At 70.2% G+C, this 15,227-nt stretch carries 23 protein-coding genes; 16 read left to right on the top strand and 7 right to left on the bottom strand.

Features of this window, described 5'->3' with window-relative positions:
- Nucleotides 1-428: hypothetical protein (locus tag G5C60_RS42885; RefSeq protein ID WP_165268259.1), on the top strand; the 428-nt coding region annotated here is incomplete at its 5' end.
- A gap of 24 nt (nt 429-452) precedes the next feature.
- Here G5C60_RS42885 and G5C60_RS42880 read toward each other — a convergent pair.
- The 3 genes from G5C60_RS42880 to G5C60_RS42870 form a co-directional block, all read right to left on the bottom strand.
- Nucleotides 453-1,631 carry an RNA polymerase sigma factor SigF gene (locus tag G5C60_RS42880; protein WP_420907465.1) on the bottom strand — a complete coding sequence of 393 codons (1,179 nt, stop codon included), beginning with the start codon at nt 1,629-1,631 and terminating at the stop codon, nt 453-455.
- Between the two features lie 17 nt (nt 1,632-1,648).
- Nucleotides 1,649-2,062, bottom strand: a complete 414-nt coding sequence (locus G5C60_RS42875; protein WP_165268255.1) for an ATP-binding protein — start codon at nt 2,060-2,062, stop codon at nt 1,649-1,651.
- A gap of 267 nt (nt 2,063-2,329) precedes the next feature.
- On the bottom strand, nt 2,330-2,590 hold the full coding sequence (locus G5C60_RS42870) for a UBP-type zinc finger domain-containing protein (RefSeq protein WP_165268253.1): 261 nt from the start codon (nt 2,588-2,590) through the stop codon (nt 2,330-2,332).
- Nucleotides 2,591-2,651: 61 nt separating this feature from the next.
- On the opposite strand from G5C60_RS42870, the gene G5C60_RS42865 reads away from it, so the two are divergent.
- Nucleotides 2,652-4,250 carry a Na+/H+ antiporter gene (locus tag G5C60_RS42865; protein ID WP_165268251.1) on the top strand — a complete coding sequence of 533 codons (1,599 nt, stop codon included), beginning with the start codon at nt 2,652-2,654 and terminating at the stop codon, nt 4,248-4,250.
- A 135-nt stretch (nt 4,251-4,385) separates the two neighbouring features.
- On the opposite strand, the gene G5C60_RS42860 is transcribed toward G5C60_RS42865, so the two are convergent.
- The 3 genes from G5C60_RS42860 to G5C60_RS42850 form a co-directional block, all read right to left on the bottom strand.
- A complete protein-coding gene (locus tag G5C60_RS42860) occupies nt 4,386-5,264 on the bottom strand; it encodes a 1-aminocyclopropane-1-carboxylate deaminase/D-cysteine desulfhydrase (RefSeq protein WP_165268263.1) in 879 nt (292 codons plus the stop codon).
- Nucleotides 5,265-5,438: 174 nt separating this feature from the next.
- Nucleotides 5,439-6,029, bottom strand: coding sequence for an N-acetylmuramoyl-L-alanine amidase (locus G5C60_RS42855; protein ID WP_165268249.1), 591 nt, complete (start codon nt 6,027-6,029; stop codon nt 5,439-5,441).
- A gap of 116 nt (nt 6,030-6,145) precedes the next feature.
- On the bottom strand, nt 6,146-6,379 hold the full coding sequence (locus G5C60_RS42850; protein WP_165268247.1) for a hypothetical protein: 234 nt from the start codon (nt 6,377-6,379) through the stop codon (nt 6,146-6,148).
- Between the two features lie 254 nt (nt 6,380-6,633).
- Here G5C60_RS42850 and G5C60_RS42845 point away from each other — a divergent pair, with 254 nt between their 5' ends.
- The gene (locus G5C60_RS42845; RefSeq protein ID WP_165268245.1) at nt 6,634-7,221 is read left to right on the top strand and encodes a GNAT family N-acetyltransferase; all 588 of its coding nucleotides are present in this window, start codon (nt 6,634-6,636) and stop codon (nt 7,219-7,221) included.
- A 127-nt stretch (nt 7,222-7,348) separates the two neighbouring features.
- On the opposite strand, the gene G5C60_RS42840 is transcribed toward G5C60_RS42845, so the two are convergent.
- The gene (locus G5C60_RS42840) at nt 7,349-7,951 is read right to left on the bottom strand and encodes a TetR/AcrR family transcriptional regulator (RefSeq protein ID WP_165268243.1); all 603 of its coding nucleotides are present in this window, start codon (nt 7,949-7,951) and stop codon (nt 7,349-7,351) included.
- A 109-nt stretch (nt 7,952-8,060) separates the two neighbouring features.
- On the opposite strand from G5C60_RS42840, the gene G5C60_RS42835 reads away from it, so the two are divergent.
- The 13 genes from G5C60_RS42835 to G5C60_RS42775 form a co-directional block, all read left to right on the top strand.
- Nucleotides 8,061-8,645 (top strand): dihydrofolate reductase family protein, encoded by a 585-nt coding sequence (locus G5C60_RS42835; protein ID WP_165268241.1) that lies wholly within the window; start codon nt 8,061-8,063, stop codon nt 8,643-8,645.
- Between the two features lie 54 nt (nt 8,646-8,699).
- Nucleotides 8,700-8,906, top strand: a complete 207-nt coding sequence (locus tag G5C60_RS42830; RefSeq protein WP_165268239.1) for a hypothetical protein — start codon at nt 8,700-8,702, stop codon at nt 8,904-8,906.
- 119 nt (nt 8,907-9,025) lie between these two features.
- Entirely contained in the window at nt 9,026-9,439 is a 414-nt protein-coding gene (locus G5C60_RS42825) for a YciI family protein (RefSeq protein ID WP_165268237.1), read from the top strand.
- A gap of 66 nt (nt 9,440-9,505) precedes the next feature.
- The gene (locus G5C60_RS42820; RefSeq protein ID WP_165268235.1) at nt 9,506-10,738 is read left to right on the top strand and encodes a DUF6596 domain-containing protein; all 1,233 of its coding nucleotides are present in this window, start codon (nt 9,506-9,508) and stop codon (nt 10,736-10,738) included.
- A 10-nt stretch (nt 10,739-10,748) separates the two neighbouring features.
- Nucleotides 10,749-11,078: a DUF952 domain-containing protein gene (locus tag G5C60_RS42815; RefSeq protein WP_206440693.1), complete on the top strand. Its 330-nt coding sequence runs from the start codon at nt 10,749-10,751 to the stop codon at nt 11,076-11,078.
- Nucleotides 11,075-11,323, top strand: a complete 249-nt coding sequence (locus tag G5C60_RS42810; protein WP_165268231.1) for a hypothetical protein — start codon at nt 11,075-11,077, stop codon at nt 11,321-11,323. Before G5C60_RS42815 ends, G5C60_RS42810 begins: the two co-directional genes overlap by 4 nt.
- Before the next feature lie 119 nt (nt 11,324-11,442).
- Nucleotides 11,443-12,084, top strand: a complete 642-nt coding sequence (locus G5C60_RS42805; RefSeq protein WP_165268229.1) for a LysE family translocator — start codon at nt 11,443-11,445, stop codon at nt 12,082-12,084.
- A gap of 79 nt (nt 12,085-12,163) precedes the next feature.
- Nucleotides 12,164-12,562: a gas vesicle protein GvpO gene (locus G5C60_RS53440; protein ID WP_165268227.1), complete on the top strand. Its 399-nt coding sequence runs from the start codon at nt 12,164-12,166 to the stop codon at nt 12,560-12,562.
- Between the two features lie 194 nt (nt 12,563-12,756).
- The gene (gene gvpJ, locus G5C60_RS42795) at nt 12,757-13,140 is read left to right on the top strand and encodes a gas vesicle protein GvpJ (protein ID WP_165268225.1); all 384 of its coding nucleotides are present in this window, start codon (nt 12,757-12,759) and stop codon (nt 13,138-13,140) included.
- Nucleotides 13,141-13,247: 107 nt separating this feature from the next.
- A complete protein-coding gene (locus G5C60_RS42790) occupies nt 13,248-13,982 on the top strand; it encodes a GvpL/GvpF family gas vesicle protein (protein WP_165268261.1) in 735 nt (244 codons plus the stop codon).
- Between the two features lie 39 nt (nt 13,983-14,021).
- Complete coding sequence (locus G5C60_RS42785; protein ID WP_165268223.1) at nt 14,022-14,273, top strand: gas vesicle protein GvpG; 252 nt, start codon at nt 14,022-14,024, stop codon at nt 14,271-14,273.
- A 10-nt stretch (nt 14,274-14,283) separates the two neighbouring features.
- Nucleotides 14,284-14,682: a gas vesicle protein gene (locus tag G5C60_RS42780; protein WP_165268221.1), complete on the top strand. Its 399-nt coding sequence runs from the start codon at nt 14,284-14,286 to the stop codon at nt 14,680-14,682.
- A partial coding sequence (locus G5C60_RS42775; protein ID WP_338146085.1) for a GvpL/GvpF family gas vesicle protein occupies nt 14,679-15,227 on the top strand: 549 nt, incomplete at its 3' end. The genes G5C60_RS42780 and G5C60_RS42775, both read left to right, overlap by 4 nt.

Genomic DNA, 15,227 nt, shown 5'->3' with positions numbered 1-15,227 from the left:
CCCCGGACGCCCCCGAGACAGGCCCCCGTCCCGTACGGCTGACCGCCGCGGCGGCGCTGGCCGCCCTGGAGGGCCTCGCCCTGGTCGCCGCGGGCGTCTACATACTCGTGATGGCCCTGGCGGGCGACCCGGACGACCGGCAGCAGGCCGTCACGGGCGGGGTCACGCTGATGGTGCTCGCACTGATGCCGCTGCTGGCCGCGCGCGGACTGTTCAGGCAGCGCAGCTGGAGCCGGGGTCCCGCGATCATCACGCAGATCATGGCGCTGCCGGTGGCCTGGACCCTGCTCCAGGCCGACAGCCTGGCCATTCCGGGCGGCATCGCCCTGGCCGTCGTCGCGGTCGCGGCGCTGGTACTCCTGTTGAACCCGGAGACGACCCGGGCCCTCGGGATCCGCGGCCCCGGGAACGTGCAGAACCAGAAGTAACCGGCAGCCCAACCTCTCGGCCGGTCACTCCTCGACGAGCAGCTTCTCCCGCAACTGCGCCAGCGTCCGTGCCAGCAGGCGCGAGACGTGCATCTGGGAGATGCCGACCTCCTGGGCGATCTGCGACTGCGTCATGTTCGCGAAGAACCGAAGCAGCAGGATCCGCTTCTCCCGTGGCGGCAGATCCTCCAGGAGCGGCTTCAGGGACTCCCGGTACTCGACGCCCTCCAGGGCCTCGTCCTCGGCGCCCAGTGTGTCCGCGACCGCCGGGGACTCGTCGTCCGTGTCGGGGACGTCCAGGGACAGCGTGGAGTACGCGTTGGCAGACTCCAGGCCCTCCAGGACCTCCTCCTCCGAGATGGCCAGCTTCTCGGCCAGCTCGTGCACGGTGGGGGAGCGGCCGTGCTGCTGCGAGAGCTCCGCGGTCGCCGTGGTGAGCGCCAGACGCAGCTCCTGAAGCCGGCGCGGCACCCGCACCGCCCAGCCCTTGTCGCGGAAGTGCCGCTTGATCTCGCCGACCACCGTCGGCGTCGCGTACGTCGAGAACTCGACGCCGCGCTCCGGGTCGAAGCGGTCGACCGACTTGATCAGGCCGATGGTGGCGACCTGTGTGAGGTCGTCCAGCGGCTCACCGCGGTTGCGGAAGCGGCGTGCGAGGTGCTCGACGAGCGGCAGATGCATCCGGACCAGCTGATTGCGCAGCTCCGCGTACTCGGGGCTGCCGTCCTGCAGCTTGCGCAGCCGGATGAACATCGCCCGCGCCCCGCTGCGGTCCTGGGGGTCGTGGTGTACGCCCGATGCGCCCTCGGCGCCGTTGTCAGCGTGTCGCTCGTGCTGCTCGCTCATAGTCCCGCCCGTCACCCGCCGCCGCCCTTCCGGGGGCGCTCCCCCAGACTCCGTCCCGGGGGATTCCCCCTGCACGGCAACGCCTGGATTCTGCTGCCCGTCACGGCCGGAGAGCGCTGCGCGCTCGTCCTCGTCGATCGGATCTTCTCCCAAGTTCTCGGCGCTCTCGGCTTCGCTCGAAAACGGGGGACCCCCGCGCTGAGGCGCTTCGGCCGCCGTGGAGTCGTCCTCCGGATGCGGCCGGGCCTGCTGCTCGGGGATGCCGTCGACACCCTCCGCCGCCATGCGTCGGGGCCCGCTCAGGTCACCGAAGCCCTCAGCGGGAAGTTCCCGTGTGCCGCGCTCTTCGTCCCGCACCGGCCCGTCCCCGTTCCTCACGCCGGCCCGGGTCCCGCGCCGCGCTGTTTGTAGAGACTGATCGAGACGGTCTTGTCCTCGGCGACCGAGGAGGACACCTTGCCCGCGAGGGCCGACAGCACGGTCCAGGCGAACGTGTCCCGCGCGGGGGCGTGGCCGTCGGTGGTCGGGGCCGAGACCGTCACCTCGAGCGAGTCGTCGATCAGGCGGAAGACACAGCTGAGTACCGAGCCGGGCACGGCCTGTTGCAGCAGGATCGCGCAGGCTTCGTCGACAGCGATGCGCAAGTCCTCGATCTCGTCGAGGGTGAAGTCCAAACGCGCCGCGAGGCCGGCCGTGGCCGTACGCAGCACCGACAGGTAGGCACCCGCAGCCGGCAGCCGGACTTCGACGAAGTCCTGGGTCGCGGGCTCGCCTGCGATCTGGGACACCCTCACCTCCAAGGTGGTACAAGCTCTTTCGGGGGCCGAGGGGGTGACCCCCCGGGGTAACGCGGTACGTGGTTCAGCGGTGACGCTATCGCGCTCTCAGGTTTTCTGTCCCCGGGACCCCAACCCCTTGCTGTCACTCATAGTAAACATAGTTATACGCACAGTGGCTAGGGGTCTGCGGGCCCAATTGGGAAGAGCGCGCGCCGGGTTGACGTACCCAGACGTCAGACCGTCGAATCGTCGGGTCCAGGCGGTCGGGACGCAGTGTCACACGAGGACGTGGTCGACGAAGCACCAGCGCCAGCTCTCTCCGGGTTCGAGGGTGCGCATCACCGGGTGCCCCGTCTCCTTGTAGTGCTCCGTCGCGTGCCGCATGGGCGACGTGTCGCAGCAGCCTACGTGACCGCAGTCCAGGCACAACCGCAGCTGCACCGGGTGCGTGCCCGCGGCACGGCACTCGAGGCAGGTCTCGCTGAGCGGTCCGGGTTCCGGACGTGGAAGCGAGTCGGAGTGCGTGCACTGTTTCATGATTGCCAGGTTACGACGGGCGCAGCGAAAGCCGCTCGAAAACGAAGGCGGGCCGAAACCGATGCATGTGATGCCTCTGCTCCTGTTGATCGCGGGCAGTGCCGCGGTCGCCGGTGCGGCCCGCCGCACCCCGGTCCCTCCGCCGCTGCTGCTCGTCACGGTGGGCCTGGCCGTCTCGTACGTCCCAGGAGTGCCCGAATACGCCCTGGACCCCGACGTGGTGCTGCCGCTGCTGCTGCCCCCGCTGCTGTACACAGCGGCCACGGACAGCTCGTACCTCGATCTGCGGGCGCACATACGGCCCGTGGCGATGCTGTCGGTGGGGTACGTGCTGTTCGCGACGCTCGTCGTCGGCTGGGCCGCGTATCTGATCGTGCCGGACCTGCCGCTCACCGCGGCCCTTGTGCTCGGCGCGGTCGTGGCGCCGCCGGACGCGGTGGCGGCGACAGCCGTCGCGCGCCGAGTCGGACTGCCCTCGCGGGTCACCACGATCCTGCAGGGCGAGTCCCTGGTGAACGACGCGACCGCGATCACCGCCTACAAGGTGGCGCTCGCCGCCGCCGTCGGGGAGGGCGCGACCTGGGCGGGCGGCATCGGCGAGTTCCTGCTCGCGGCGCTCGGCGGCATCGGGATCGGGCTCGTCCTGATGGTGCCGATCCACTGGCTGCGCACGCATCTGAAGGAGGCGCTGCTGCAGAACAGCCTCTCCTTGCTGATCCCCTTCTTCGCGTACGCGGTCGCCGAGCAGGTGCACGCCTCCGGAGTGCTCGCCGTGGTCGTCGTCGCCCTCTACCTCGGGCACCGCTCCTGGCAGGTCGATTTCGAAACCCGGCTTCAGGAGACCGCGGTGTGGAAGATGGTCGCGTTCATCCTGGAGGCGGCGGTCTTCGCGCTGATCGGTCTGCAACTGCCGATCGTTCTGAGGGAACTCGGGGAGTACGAGGGGGTGCGCGCCGCCTGGTACGCGGTGGTCCTCTTCCTTGTGGTCGTCGCGGCCCGCTTCGTGTGGGTGTATCCCGCGACGTTCCTGCCGCGCCTGCTGTCCGCGCGGATCCGGGAGCGGGAGGTGGACCCCGCCTGGAAGGGGCCGTTCGTCATCGGCTGGGCCGGGATGCGCGGTGTCGTCTCGCTCGCCATCGCGTTCTCGATCCCGCTGACGGTGCACGGGGGCGAGGAGTTTCCCGGACGCAACCTCATCCTCTTTCTGACCTTCACGACGGTCATCGGGACGCTGGTCGTACAGGGGCTGACGCTGCCCCCGCTGATCCGCCTGCTGAAGCTGCCCGGACGTGACCAGCAGGCCGAGACGCTCGCGGAGGCAAACGCCCAGGCGCAGGCGTCCCGGGCCGCCGAGCGACGCCTGGACGAGCTCCTCAGCGACGAGCGCAACGCCCTGCCGGGCCCCCTCGCCGACCGCCTCCGTGGGGTCCTGGAGCGCCGCCGCAACGCGGTGTGGGAGCGGCTCGGCGCGGTGAACCCCGTGACGGGGGAGACGGCGGACGACACGTACCGCCGTCTGTCGCGCGAGATGATCGGCGCCGAGCGGGCGGTGTTCGTGAAGCTGCGGGACGGTCGCTATATCGACGACGAGATGCTGCGGACGCTGCTCAGGAGGCTGGACCTGGAGGAGGCGGCGGCCTACCGGGAGACAGCCACGTGAGCGCTCCGCTGGAGGGTCGGTTTCGAAGCTGCGGGTTCGTTGTGGCTGGTCGCGCCCACGCGGCGGAGCCGCATATCAGTACAGCCCCGCGCCCCTTACGGGGCGCGATACCGCGCGGGACTTCACCGGCACGACCTACGGGGAGAGTGGTGGTCCCGTGATCACGGCCGCGAGTCTCGTCCCGCGGGGGAAGGCGCCTTCCTCCGTGAGGGCGAGAAGTCCGTACAGCGTCTTGGCGACATAGAGGCGCTCGACGGCCAGGCCGTGGCGCTGCTCGAAGTCGGCGGCGAAGGCGTCGAGTTCGGGGGTGGTGCGGGCGTAACCGCCGCAGTGGAAGCGGTCGTCGAGGGACCAGTCGCCGCGAGGGCCGCCGAAGGCCCGGCGCTGGAGGGTGCGTATCTCCGCGTCGAGGAAGCCGCCCTTGAGGACGGGGATGCCCAGGGCGCGCTGTCCGGGGCCGAGGCCGGCGGCCAGGCCCGCGAGTGTGCCGCCCGTGCCGCAGGCGAGCGCGACGACGTCGGCCTGCCCGCGCAGCTCCTGGCCGAGGGCGTCGCAGCCGCGTACGGCCAGGGAGTTGCTGCCGCCCTCGGGGACGACGTACGCATCCTCGGCGCCGGCCTCCCGGAGGATGGCGGCCAGGGTCTCCGGCTCGTTCACGTGACGGTAAGTCGATCTGTCGACGAAGTGCAGCCGCATGCCGTCGGCCGCGCACCGGGCCAGGGACGGGTTGAGGGGGCGGTCGGCCAGCTCCTGGCCGCGGACCACGCCGATGGTGGACAGGCCCAGGAGACGGCCCGCGGCGGCGGTGGCGCGCAGGTGGTTCGAGTACGCGCCGCCGAAGGTGAGGATCGTACGGCCCGCCGCGGCACGCAGGTTCGGGGCCAGCTTGCGCCACTTGTTGCCCACCAGGTCCGGGTGGATCAGGTCGTCCCGCTTGAGCAGCAGCCGTACGCCATGACGCGCGAAGCGCTCGTCCTCGACGTCATGCAGCGGCGACGGCAGCCGCGGCCGCAGGACGGCGGGGTCGAGCGCTTCGAGGGCGCCGGAGGCGTCGGAGGAGGCAGAAGCGCTGGGGTCCGCCGGGTCCTCCAGGTCCTCCAGGTCGTCTGGGGCGTCTGGGGCGTCTGGGCTGGTCACGTGACCATTGTCGGACAGGTGTCCGGGGCGGCGCCGTCGGACGCCCGTACGTCACGCCAGGCGGTCGCGGATGCGTTCCCGCATGTTCGCCATGGTGAAGCCGCGCGGGTCGACCTTGCCCGGCTGCCATTCGAGGTGGCCGATGACCGAGCGTTCCGTCCAGCCGTGGTGGCGGCAGATCGCCGCCGAGGCCCGCTCGATCGCCTCCAGCTGGGCGGCGGGCCAGGGGTCCTGGCCGTCACCGAGGTTCTCGCACTCGAAGCCGTAGAAGTAGCGGTTGCCGTCGGTGTTCGCCTCGTTGTCCCGCGGGAGTGTGTTCTCGGCGATGACCGCGCGCAGTACGTCGTCGTCGCCGAGCCCCGCGTGGTTGGCGCGGCCGTAGCCGACGAGGTGGACGCGGCCGTCCTTGGTGATCACGCCGTGACACAGCGGTCCGGGCAGGCCGCTGTAGCCGTCGCGGCAGATCTCGACCGTCCGCCGGCTGCCCGACGTCACCGTGTGGTGGATCATCACGCCGTGGACCGGGCCCCAAGGGCCCTTGTGGTTGCGGTTGTGATGTTCCCAGTCGCCAACCTCGACGACGGTCAGACCTTCGTCCCGCAGCCGCTCAAGGAACTTGCCCGCGGACATGGGTGAGGCCATGGCCGCCTCCTCACATGGGGCGCGACGGCCACCGGTCGCGGCCGCCTCGTACCGGTGCTTGTACCGGAACTCCGCGGCAGGGACCACCTGTTCGTACAGCGTGCGAGCCGATTTGGTCAGGAGTGCAGAACTCCGTCGCCGTGCGTCGCGATGTGGCTCTCCAGGGCCTGGAGGGCCCGCTGTGTCGCGTCGGGGGAGCCGGTGCCGTGCTTCTCGGCGTAGTAGGCCGCACCGAGGCTCTTGAGCAGATCGCCGCCCGCCCGCTGTGCCTGCACCTCGTCGATCTTCTGCTTGCCCTGCGTGAGGCCGCGCTGTGCTTGTTCCTTGGCGCGGTCCAGGAAGCCTGCCATTGCTGTCTCCTCGTCGTTCGTCCGTGTTCGTCCGTCGCCGGTCCAACGGTCGGCTCGATCTTGTAGTTCCCTGGCCGGGAAGAGCCCGGCCCCGGCCGGCGACCCCGGTTGGCAGGTCCTACGTTGTGCCCCGTTCTCGAAGATCCATTCTCATCCCTTCGTGTGATGGGGCCGATGCGGTCCGTTACGGAACGTGATGAAGGTAGGCTGCAAACGACCGAGTGGGGACGGTAGTTGAGGCGGAGGGACGGGGCATGGGAGTCGTGATCCGGAGGGCCGGCGAAGCCGACCGGGAGGCCGTTGTGCGGCTTCTTGACGAGGCCTTTCGGGACGACCCGGTGAGCAGGTGGGTCTTTCCCGACGCGGAAGACCGTCGCCGTACGCATCCCCTGTTGATGGCAGCCTTCCTCGACATCGTGCTCGACGAGGGATACGTGGACGTCACCGAGGACGGTTCGGCCTGTGCGCTGTGGCTGTCGGTGCCCGCGGAGGCCCACGAGGAGGACGAGGACGGGCCCGCGCGGATGCGCGAGGCCGTCGATCCGGACAACGAACGGATCGAGCAGATCAGCCGGCTTACGGCCGAGGCACACCCGGCGGGCACGGCGCACGAGTACCTGTGGTTGATCGCCGTGAGCCCTGCCCGGCAGGGCGAGGGTCTCGGTACGGCGCTCATCCAGCACGTCCTCGACCGCTGCGACCGTGAGCACCTGCCCGCGTACCTCGAGGCGAGCAACGCCCGCAGCCGGGGCCTCTACGAACGGCTCGGCTTCGCCTTCGCCGGCCGCACTGTCGACCTGCCGGACGGTCCGTCGATGTGGCCGATGTGGCGCAAGCCGTAGCGCTCCGCTGAGGGCCGGTTTTGAAGCTGCGGGTTCGTTGTGGCTGGTCGCGCAGTTCCGCGCGCCCCTAAGGGGCGCGGTCGCGCGCTCACGCGGCGGAGCCGCATATCGATACAGCCCCGCGCCCCTAAAGGGGCGCGTCCGGCTTCGGCACGATCGTCGCCACTATTCGTTCCACCAGGCCGTCGGGCACGGTCACTCCGGGGAGTACGCCGTCCAGGACCCCGGGCAGGGTCAGGTGTTCCAGGATCAGGCCGAGCATGGCGAGGTAGAGCACCGTCACGGTTTCGTCGCCGCCGGGGAGGCCGGCGTCGCGGTGGAACTCCATGCCGTACTCGAGGTCCGCGCGGATCGTCTTCGTGTATGAGGCCCGCAGCTCGGGGCGCCGCGTGGCCTCCAGGCGCATCTCCAGGAGCGCGAGATACCCCGTGCGGTCGCGCTGCGCCCGCGCCATGAGGTCGTGCATGAACGCCGTGACGAGTGAGCGGTCCCTCGGTGCCGTCAGCAGCTCGGCCGTGAACTCCGGATCCGGCGCCAGCCGTTCATGCAGGTGTGCGTCGATCTGGCGGAGCAGGTCGTCGCGGCCGGTGAAGTAGTTCGAGGCGGTACCCACCGGCACACCCGCCTCGGCGTCCACGGCGCGGAACGTCAGCCCGCGTGCCCCCTCGCGCGCCAGCACCTCCACACCGGCGTCGACCAGGGCGGCTCTGCGCTCCGGGTTCCTCACCATCCGGAAGCCCCTCTCCCACTTGGTTCTCGTACCGGAAACACTGTTGCAACCACTACAAGTGAAGCACTATGAATGGAGTGGTTCACACAGCCTACGGAAAGAGGCCGGCATGCGAAAGCTCAGCTACTTCATCGCCTGCTCGATCGACGGCTTCATCGGCGATCCGAGCGGTGAGGCGGACTTCTTCACGCGGTTCGCCGACGAGGAGTACATGACGTGGTTCTGGGACGAGTACCCGGAGGCCCTGCCGACCCACGTCCGCCGTGCGCTCGGCATCGACGACCGGGAGAACAAGAAGTTCGACACGGTCATCCAGGGCCGGTCCAGCTATGACGTGGCACTGAAGGACGGCATTACCAGCCCGTACGCGCACATGAGGGAGTACGTAGCCTCGCGCACCCTCAAGGAGTCGCCCGACCCGAACGTCGAGATCGTCTCGGACGACGTGGTCGGCAGGATCCGCGAACTCAAGCAGGAGGGCAGCGAGTTCGGCATCTACCTCTGCGGTGGCTCGAAGATCGCCGGCGAGCTGATCGACGAGGTGGACGAGCTCGTCATCAAGACGTATCCGCTGGTCCTCGGCTCCGGCATGCCGATGTTCGGCTCCGGCTTCGCGCTCACCGAGTTCACACTCGACGACGTGCGCGCGTTCAAGAACGGGGTGCTCGTCAGGACGTACACCCGCAAGCGCTGACCCGTCGGCGTCGCTCGTCTGTCGGCCCGGCCCATCCCGCAATACCCTGGAGGCATGGCCAGTGAAGAGTACGTCTGTCCCGTTTGCGGCCAGCCTGTCGACACGGTCGTGCGCCGGCACAAGACCCTGGGCGTGTTCGTACCCGTGTGGGGACCAGGACCCTGCAAGAACCCCGAGTGCAAGGCGTACGCGGAGGAGTCCGAGGCCGTCCTCACGGCGAAGCCGGGGCCGCCCGACGCGGGCGAGGAGCAGGAATCCTGACGCTCTCCCCGCGAGCCCGACAACTTTTTTCCGCGAGCGTGTAGAGAACCGCGGGCCGGCTCCGACGTCCCCTGTGAGAACCGCCCACCACGGGCGGCCCGAGCTGAAGGAGCGGACTCATGAAGTACCTGGTGATGGTGCAGGGCACGCAGGCGGACTACGAGGTCCAGGCGGGCAAGTCGACCGCCGGTGCCCCGGTCTGGAGCAAGGAAGACATTCAGGCCATGTACGAGCACATGGGGGCGATCAACAACGACCTCGCCGAGACCGGCGAGCTCATCGACGCCCAGGGGCTGGTCGAGCCCGCCAAGACCCGCCTCGTCAGCCGGGGCGCGGACGGCAAGCCCGTGATCACCGACGGGCCGTACGGCGAGACCAAGGAAGTCATCGCCGGTTACTGGCTCCTGGAGTGCGCGAGCCTGGAGCGGGTCACTGAGATCGCCGAGCGCGTCATCTCGTGCCCCGTCCCCAAGGGCGCGAACGAGTACCCCGTCGTCATCCGACCCGTCGGCGACGGCGGAGGCGATGTGTGAGCCCGGAAGACGTGTGAGCCCGGAAGAGGACGTGAGCGGGGAAGAGGATGTGAGCGGGGAACACGTGTGAGACGTACGACCGAGGTCGAGGACCTGCTGCGCCGGCACGCGCCGCAGGTCCTCGGCGCGCTCGTACGGCGGTACGGACACTTCGACGCCGCCGAGGACGCCGTACAGGAGGCGCTGCTGGCCGCGGCCGGGCAGTGGCCCGAGTCGGGGATCCCCGACAATCCGCGGGGCTGGCTGATCAAGGTCGCGGCACGGCGGCTCACGGACGCGCTGCGCAGTGAGGAGGCGCGGCGGCTGCGCGAGGAGAAGGCGGCGGCGCTCACACCGCGCGACGCCTTCACGGCGCCGCCGCCCGGCTCCGACCGCGCGCCGTCCGAGGACGACACCCTCACCCTCCTCTTCCTCTGCTGCCACCCGGACCTGCCCACGACCGCCCAGATCGCACTCACACTCCGGGCCGTCGGCGGTCTGACGACGGCCGAGATCGCCCGCGCGCACCTGGTGCCCGAGGCGACGATGGCGCAGCGCATCAGCCGGGCCAAGCAGCGGGTGAAGGGCACGCGTTTCGGGCGCCCCGACAACTGGGAGGAGCGGCTGCCCGCGGTCCTCCACACGCTGTACCTCGTCTTCAACGAGGGGTACACGGCCACGTCCGGGGCCGCGCTCCAGCGGGCCGAACTCGCGGGCGAGGCCATCCGCTTGACCCGTACGGTGCACCGCCTGCTGCCCGGCGTCTGCGAGGTGACCGGCCTGCTGGCCCTCATGCTCCTCACCGACGCCCGCCGCGCCGCACGCAGCGGGCCGCACGGCGAGCTGATCCCGCTCGACGAGCAGGACCGCGCGCTCTGGGACAAGGCGGCGATCGAGGAGGGCGTGGCGCTGGTGACGCAGGCCCTGTCCCAACGCCGCCCGGGTCCCTACCAGTTGAGGGCCGCGATCGCCGCCGTCCACGACGAGGCGGACTCGCCCGACACCACCGGCTGGCACGAGATCCTCGGCCTCTACGACGTCCTCGTACACCTCGTCCCCAGCCCCGTCGAACGCCTCAACCGTGCCGTGGCCGTCGCGATGGTCCACGGACCGAAGGCCGGCCTGGCCGAACTGGACGCACTCGAAGCGGAGTTGACGACAAGCCACCGCCTCGACGCGGTCCGCGCCCACCTCCTGGAACGCGCCGGCGACCCGGAGGCGGCTCATGCCGCCTACGAGTCGGCGGCCGCCAAGACCCTGAGCCTCCCCGAACAGCGCTACCTCCGGGCCCGTGCCGCCCGCCTCCGCGACATGACTTAGCGTGTCGCCCATGCCCGAGCTTCTGCACCTCACCGAACGCTCCCTCTGGGACGCGGCCCGCGAGACCGGCACGTACGAGATGTCGACGCGTGGCCGCACCCTCCAGGAGGAGGGCTTCATCCACTGCTCGTCCCGCGCCCAACTGCCGGGCACGGCGGCCTTCCTGTACGGCTCGGAGGAGGGCCCGGACGACCTCGTGGTCCTGGTCATCGACCCCGAACGGCTCGGCGTGCCGGTGAAGTGCGAGGCCCCGAAGCCGGGCGGTGAGGAGTTCCCGCACATATACGGCCCGGTTCCGGCGGACGCGGTGATCGCCGTGGAGCCCTGGGAGCGGGTGTGACCGGACGCCGGCGATGGCGTTGGGTGGCGGTCGTCTGGGCGGTGGCCGTGGTCGTGGGCGGCGGCCTCACCCTGTGGCTCCAGGACTCGACGGAGGCTTCGGCACCGTCCACCCGGGAGCAGCAGGGTGTGCCCGCCCCGCTGTTGTCCGTGTCGGAGGAGGAACTCCGCTCGATGTGCCCGGAGGCGTACGACGACGATCGCGACGGGGCGATGCTCTGCTTCGTACGGAAGAAGGGCGGTTAGGGCATTTAAAGAAGGGCATTTAGAGCGGTTAGGGCGGTTAGGGCGGTTGGGTCCCAGGCTCACCGCGGGTGCGCTGAAACCGTTGGTCGGCCGGACAGAGCTGCCATACGATCCCCCGCATGGTGCCTCTCGATCATGTGATCGCCTTCGCCGCCGCCGCACTCCTGATCAAGCTGATACCGGGCCCGGGCGTCCTCTTCGTCATCGGCAGAGCTCTCGCACACGGCCGCAGCACGGCGCTGGCCGGTGTCGTCGGCAACGACGTGGGGACCTTCGCGCAGGCGGTGGGGGTGGCTCTGGGCATCGGCGCGCTGCTGGAGCGGTCGGCGCTCCTCTTCACGGTGATCAAGCTGATCGGCGCCGCGTACTTGGTGTACCTCGGAGTGAAGGCGTTCCGGGGACGCCGCACCCAGGTGGAGCTCGGCTCGGCGAAAGCCCGGGACCAGGGCGGCGCGCTGCGTGCCGCGCGCGACGGCTTCATCGTCGGCGTGACGAACCCGAAGAACGTGATCTTCTTCAGCTCGGCCCTGCCTCAGTTCGTGGACCGGTCGAGCGGCCATGTCCCGCTGCAGATGGTCGCCTTCGGCTTCTTCTTCGCCGTGATCGCGGTGATCTGCGACACGGCCTGGAGCCTCATCTCCAGCAGCGCCCGCTCCTGGTTCGCCCGCTCCCCACGCCGCCTGGAGACGGTGACCGGCGCGGGAGGGGTCACGATGGCCGGTCTTGGGGTGGCGCTGGCGGCGAGTACGACATCGAAGTGAGGTCGAAGTGAGGCCGTGACCGAGGAGGGTTTGGGCGATCCGGTCCCCATACCGGTGGCGGACTTGGCACGGTAGGGGCATGACAAGCACCAACCAGGACGCCCTGGACGCACTGAACATCCCCCACACGAACGGCGACACGGCCCCCCGCACGAACGGCGACACGGCTCCCCACAGGACCGGTGGCACGGCCTCCGACGCGACAGGGGTTTCCGGCCGCGTGACAGCCGCCGAGGCCATGCGCGGCGCGGCGGCCCAGCTCGCCGAGCTGATCGGTACCACCCCGGATGCCGTCTCCGCCCTCCGGCCGGCGCAGGACGGCTGGACGGCCGACGTGGAGGTCGTGGAGCTGGAACGGGTCCCCGACACCATGACGATCATGGCGAGCTACCGGGTCACCCTGGACGTGCGGGGCCAACTCCTGGGCTACGAACGGGTACGCCGCTACGCCCGCGGCCAACTGGACCGTGGTCGCTAGGTCTTCACATTCCCTCCTCGGGAACGTTGCGAGTTTCCGTGAGCACGGCCCGATGCCGCGCCCGTACCTCACAGTGGCGCGGCACCCGCCTGTTGCCGGTGCCGTACCGATCGCGTACGCCACCATGAGCGCAACCAGGCGTCCGGTGCCGGTCGAGAACGGAGCACAGCGAGAGGACCCGGACCGTGACCGTCATGACACAAGCAGGCGGAGTACAACCCGCCGCCACCTCGGGCGGTTCGGGGACCGCCGGCCTTTACGACATCCTCGAACTCATCCTGGACCGCGGGCTCGTCATCGACGTGTTCGTCCGGGTCTCACTGGTCGGCATCGAGATCCTCAAGATCGACGTACGGATCGTCATCGCCAGCGTGGACACCTATCTCCGCTTCGCCGAGGCCTGCAACCGACTCGACCTGGAGGCGGGCCGCAAGGCCCCCGCCACGCTCACCGACATCGTCGGCGACGTGGTCGAGAGCGGTGCCAGGGGCAAGGCCGGCGGTGCGATCAGCGGCGCCATCGACGGCGCCATGGACGCGATCGGCGACGTCTTCGACCGCGACGACAAGTCGAAGTAGGGGGACCGGTGAGCGACGCCCCGACGAACGAATCCGCGGCGGAACCGACACCGGTACCACCCTCGGAATCGAGTCCGGAACCAACAGCGGAGCCGACTCCAGGACCGATCTCGGAGCCGACTCAGGACTCGCCCCTGTACGTCTACGCCATCACCAGCTCCGACCATCCCCTGCGCCTCGACGGCCTGCGGACGGTCGGCGGCGTCGGCTCCCTGGACGCGGTGGTCCTCGGCGGGCTCGCCGCCGTCGTCAGCCCCGCACCCCCTCAGCTGCGTCCCAAACGCCGTGACCTCACCGCCCACCAGGAGCTGCAGGAAAGGCTGATGGCCGACGGAGCAGTCCTCCCCATGAGGTTCGGGTTACTCGCCCCCGACCACGCGGCCGTCAGGGCAGCCCTGGAGGAGAAGGGCGAGCAGTACACGCGCAGGCTCGCCGAGCTGCACGGCACCACCGAGTTCAACCTCAAGGCCGCACGCGCCCAGGACGACCTGCTGCGCGAGGTGCTGAGCGAGTCCGACCGGGCCCGGCGTCTCAACGAGCTCACCCGCGAAGGCAACGGCACCCATGAGGACCGCGTCGCCCTGGGCGAGCTGCTGGTCCGGCAGATCGACGCCCGGCAGCGGCTGCTGGCCGACCAGATCGTCCAGCAGCTGTCCGGCCTGGCCCGCGCCAGGGTCGAGGCCGCCCCCGCGAAGGACGACTTCCTCAACGTCTCGTTCCTCGTCGCACGCGCCGACGCCCGCGAGTTCACCGAAGCCGGACAGCGGCTGGCGCGTGACTACGGCGAGGCCTACGACTTCCGGCTGCGCGGCCCTCTGCCCCCGTACAGCTTCGCCGCCTGAGACACCTGACCCACCTGACCCACCCGAGGCACCTGACCCATGGGACTGCTGACCGGAATCCTCACGCTCCCCTTCGCGCCCGTGCGCGCCACGTTCTGGGCCGCCGAGCAGGTGCAGTACGCCGCCGAAGCGGAGTACTACGACCCGGCCCCCGTCCAACAGGCCCTCACCGAACTGGAACGCGCCCTGCTGGACGGACGGATCGACGAGGACGAGTACGACCGCCGCGAGGACGAACTGCTGGACCGACTCGACGAGATCACCGCTTGGAGACGAGCCTCCCGACCATGAAGCAGCGACCATGACGCAACCGGTAGCAGGCGCACTCGGCGGATCGCCCCGCCTTCCGTCCCCGTACGAGCAGGGGCCCAGCGGTCAGGGAGCGTCCCTCGCCGACATCCTCGAACGGGTCCTCGACAAGGGCGTGGTGATCGCGGGCGACATCCGGATCAACCTGCTCGACATCGAACTGCTCACCATCAAGCTGCGGCTCATCGTCGCCTCCGTCGACAAGGCGAAGGAGATGGGCATCGACTGGTGGGAGAACGACCCCTCGCTCTCCTCCCGGGCAGGCCGCTCCGACCGGTCTCTCGCGGAGGACCAGGGAGGCCGCTCGGACCGGTCTCTCGCAGAGGAGAACGAACGCCTGCGCGCCGAGGTCGCCGCGCTGCGGGCGGCCGAGAGGAGCCAGGACCCGTGACCGACACCGACATCGTCTACGCGTACGCGATACTGCGCCGCACCCCGCGGGCCGCGGAGGCGGTCGCCGGACTGCGCGGCGTCGCCGGCGAGCCGATACGCCTGCTGGAGTCCGCAGGCCCTGCCGCGGAGTTGGCCGCTGCGGTCGGCCGCGTGCCGGCCGCGGACTTCGATGAAGCCCCGATCAAGGCCCACCTGGAAGACCTGAGCTGGCTGGAATCCACGGCCCGCGCCCATCACGCCGTCGTCGCGGCCCTCGCCGGACTCGGCGACACCGTCCTGCCGCTGCGGCTGGCCACCGTCTACCGCGACGAGGACCGCGTCCGGCAGACCCTCGACGCGCGCCGCGAGGACTTCCTGCCCCTGCTGGACCGCCTGACGGGACACGTGGAACTCGGCGTCAAGGTCTACGCCGCCCCGGCCACCGTCCCGGACGCCGGGTCGGCCGCCGTCCCGGGCGTCGCGTCGGCCACCGTCCGGGATGTCGCGTCGGCCGCCCCCCGTTCCGATCCCGATCCGGCTCCGGACTCAGCCCCAGCCCCGGAC

Origin of the sequence: Streptomyces scabichelini (assembly GCF_011045015.1) — a bacterium.
GTDB classification, from domain to species: domain Bacteria; phylum Actinomycetota; class Actinomycetes; order Streptomycetales; family Streptomycetaceae; genus Streptomyces; species Streptomyces scabichelini.
Note: the sequence above shows the minus strand (reverse complement) of the source record. Positions and strands in the feature narration are given on the sequence as shown.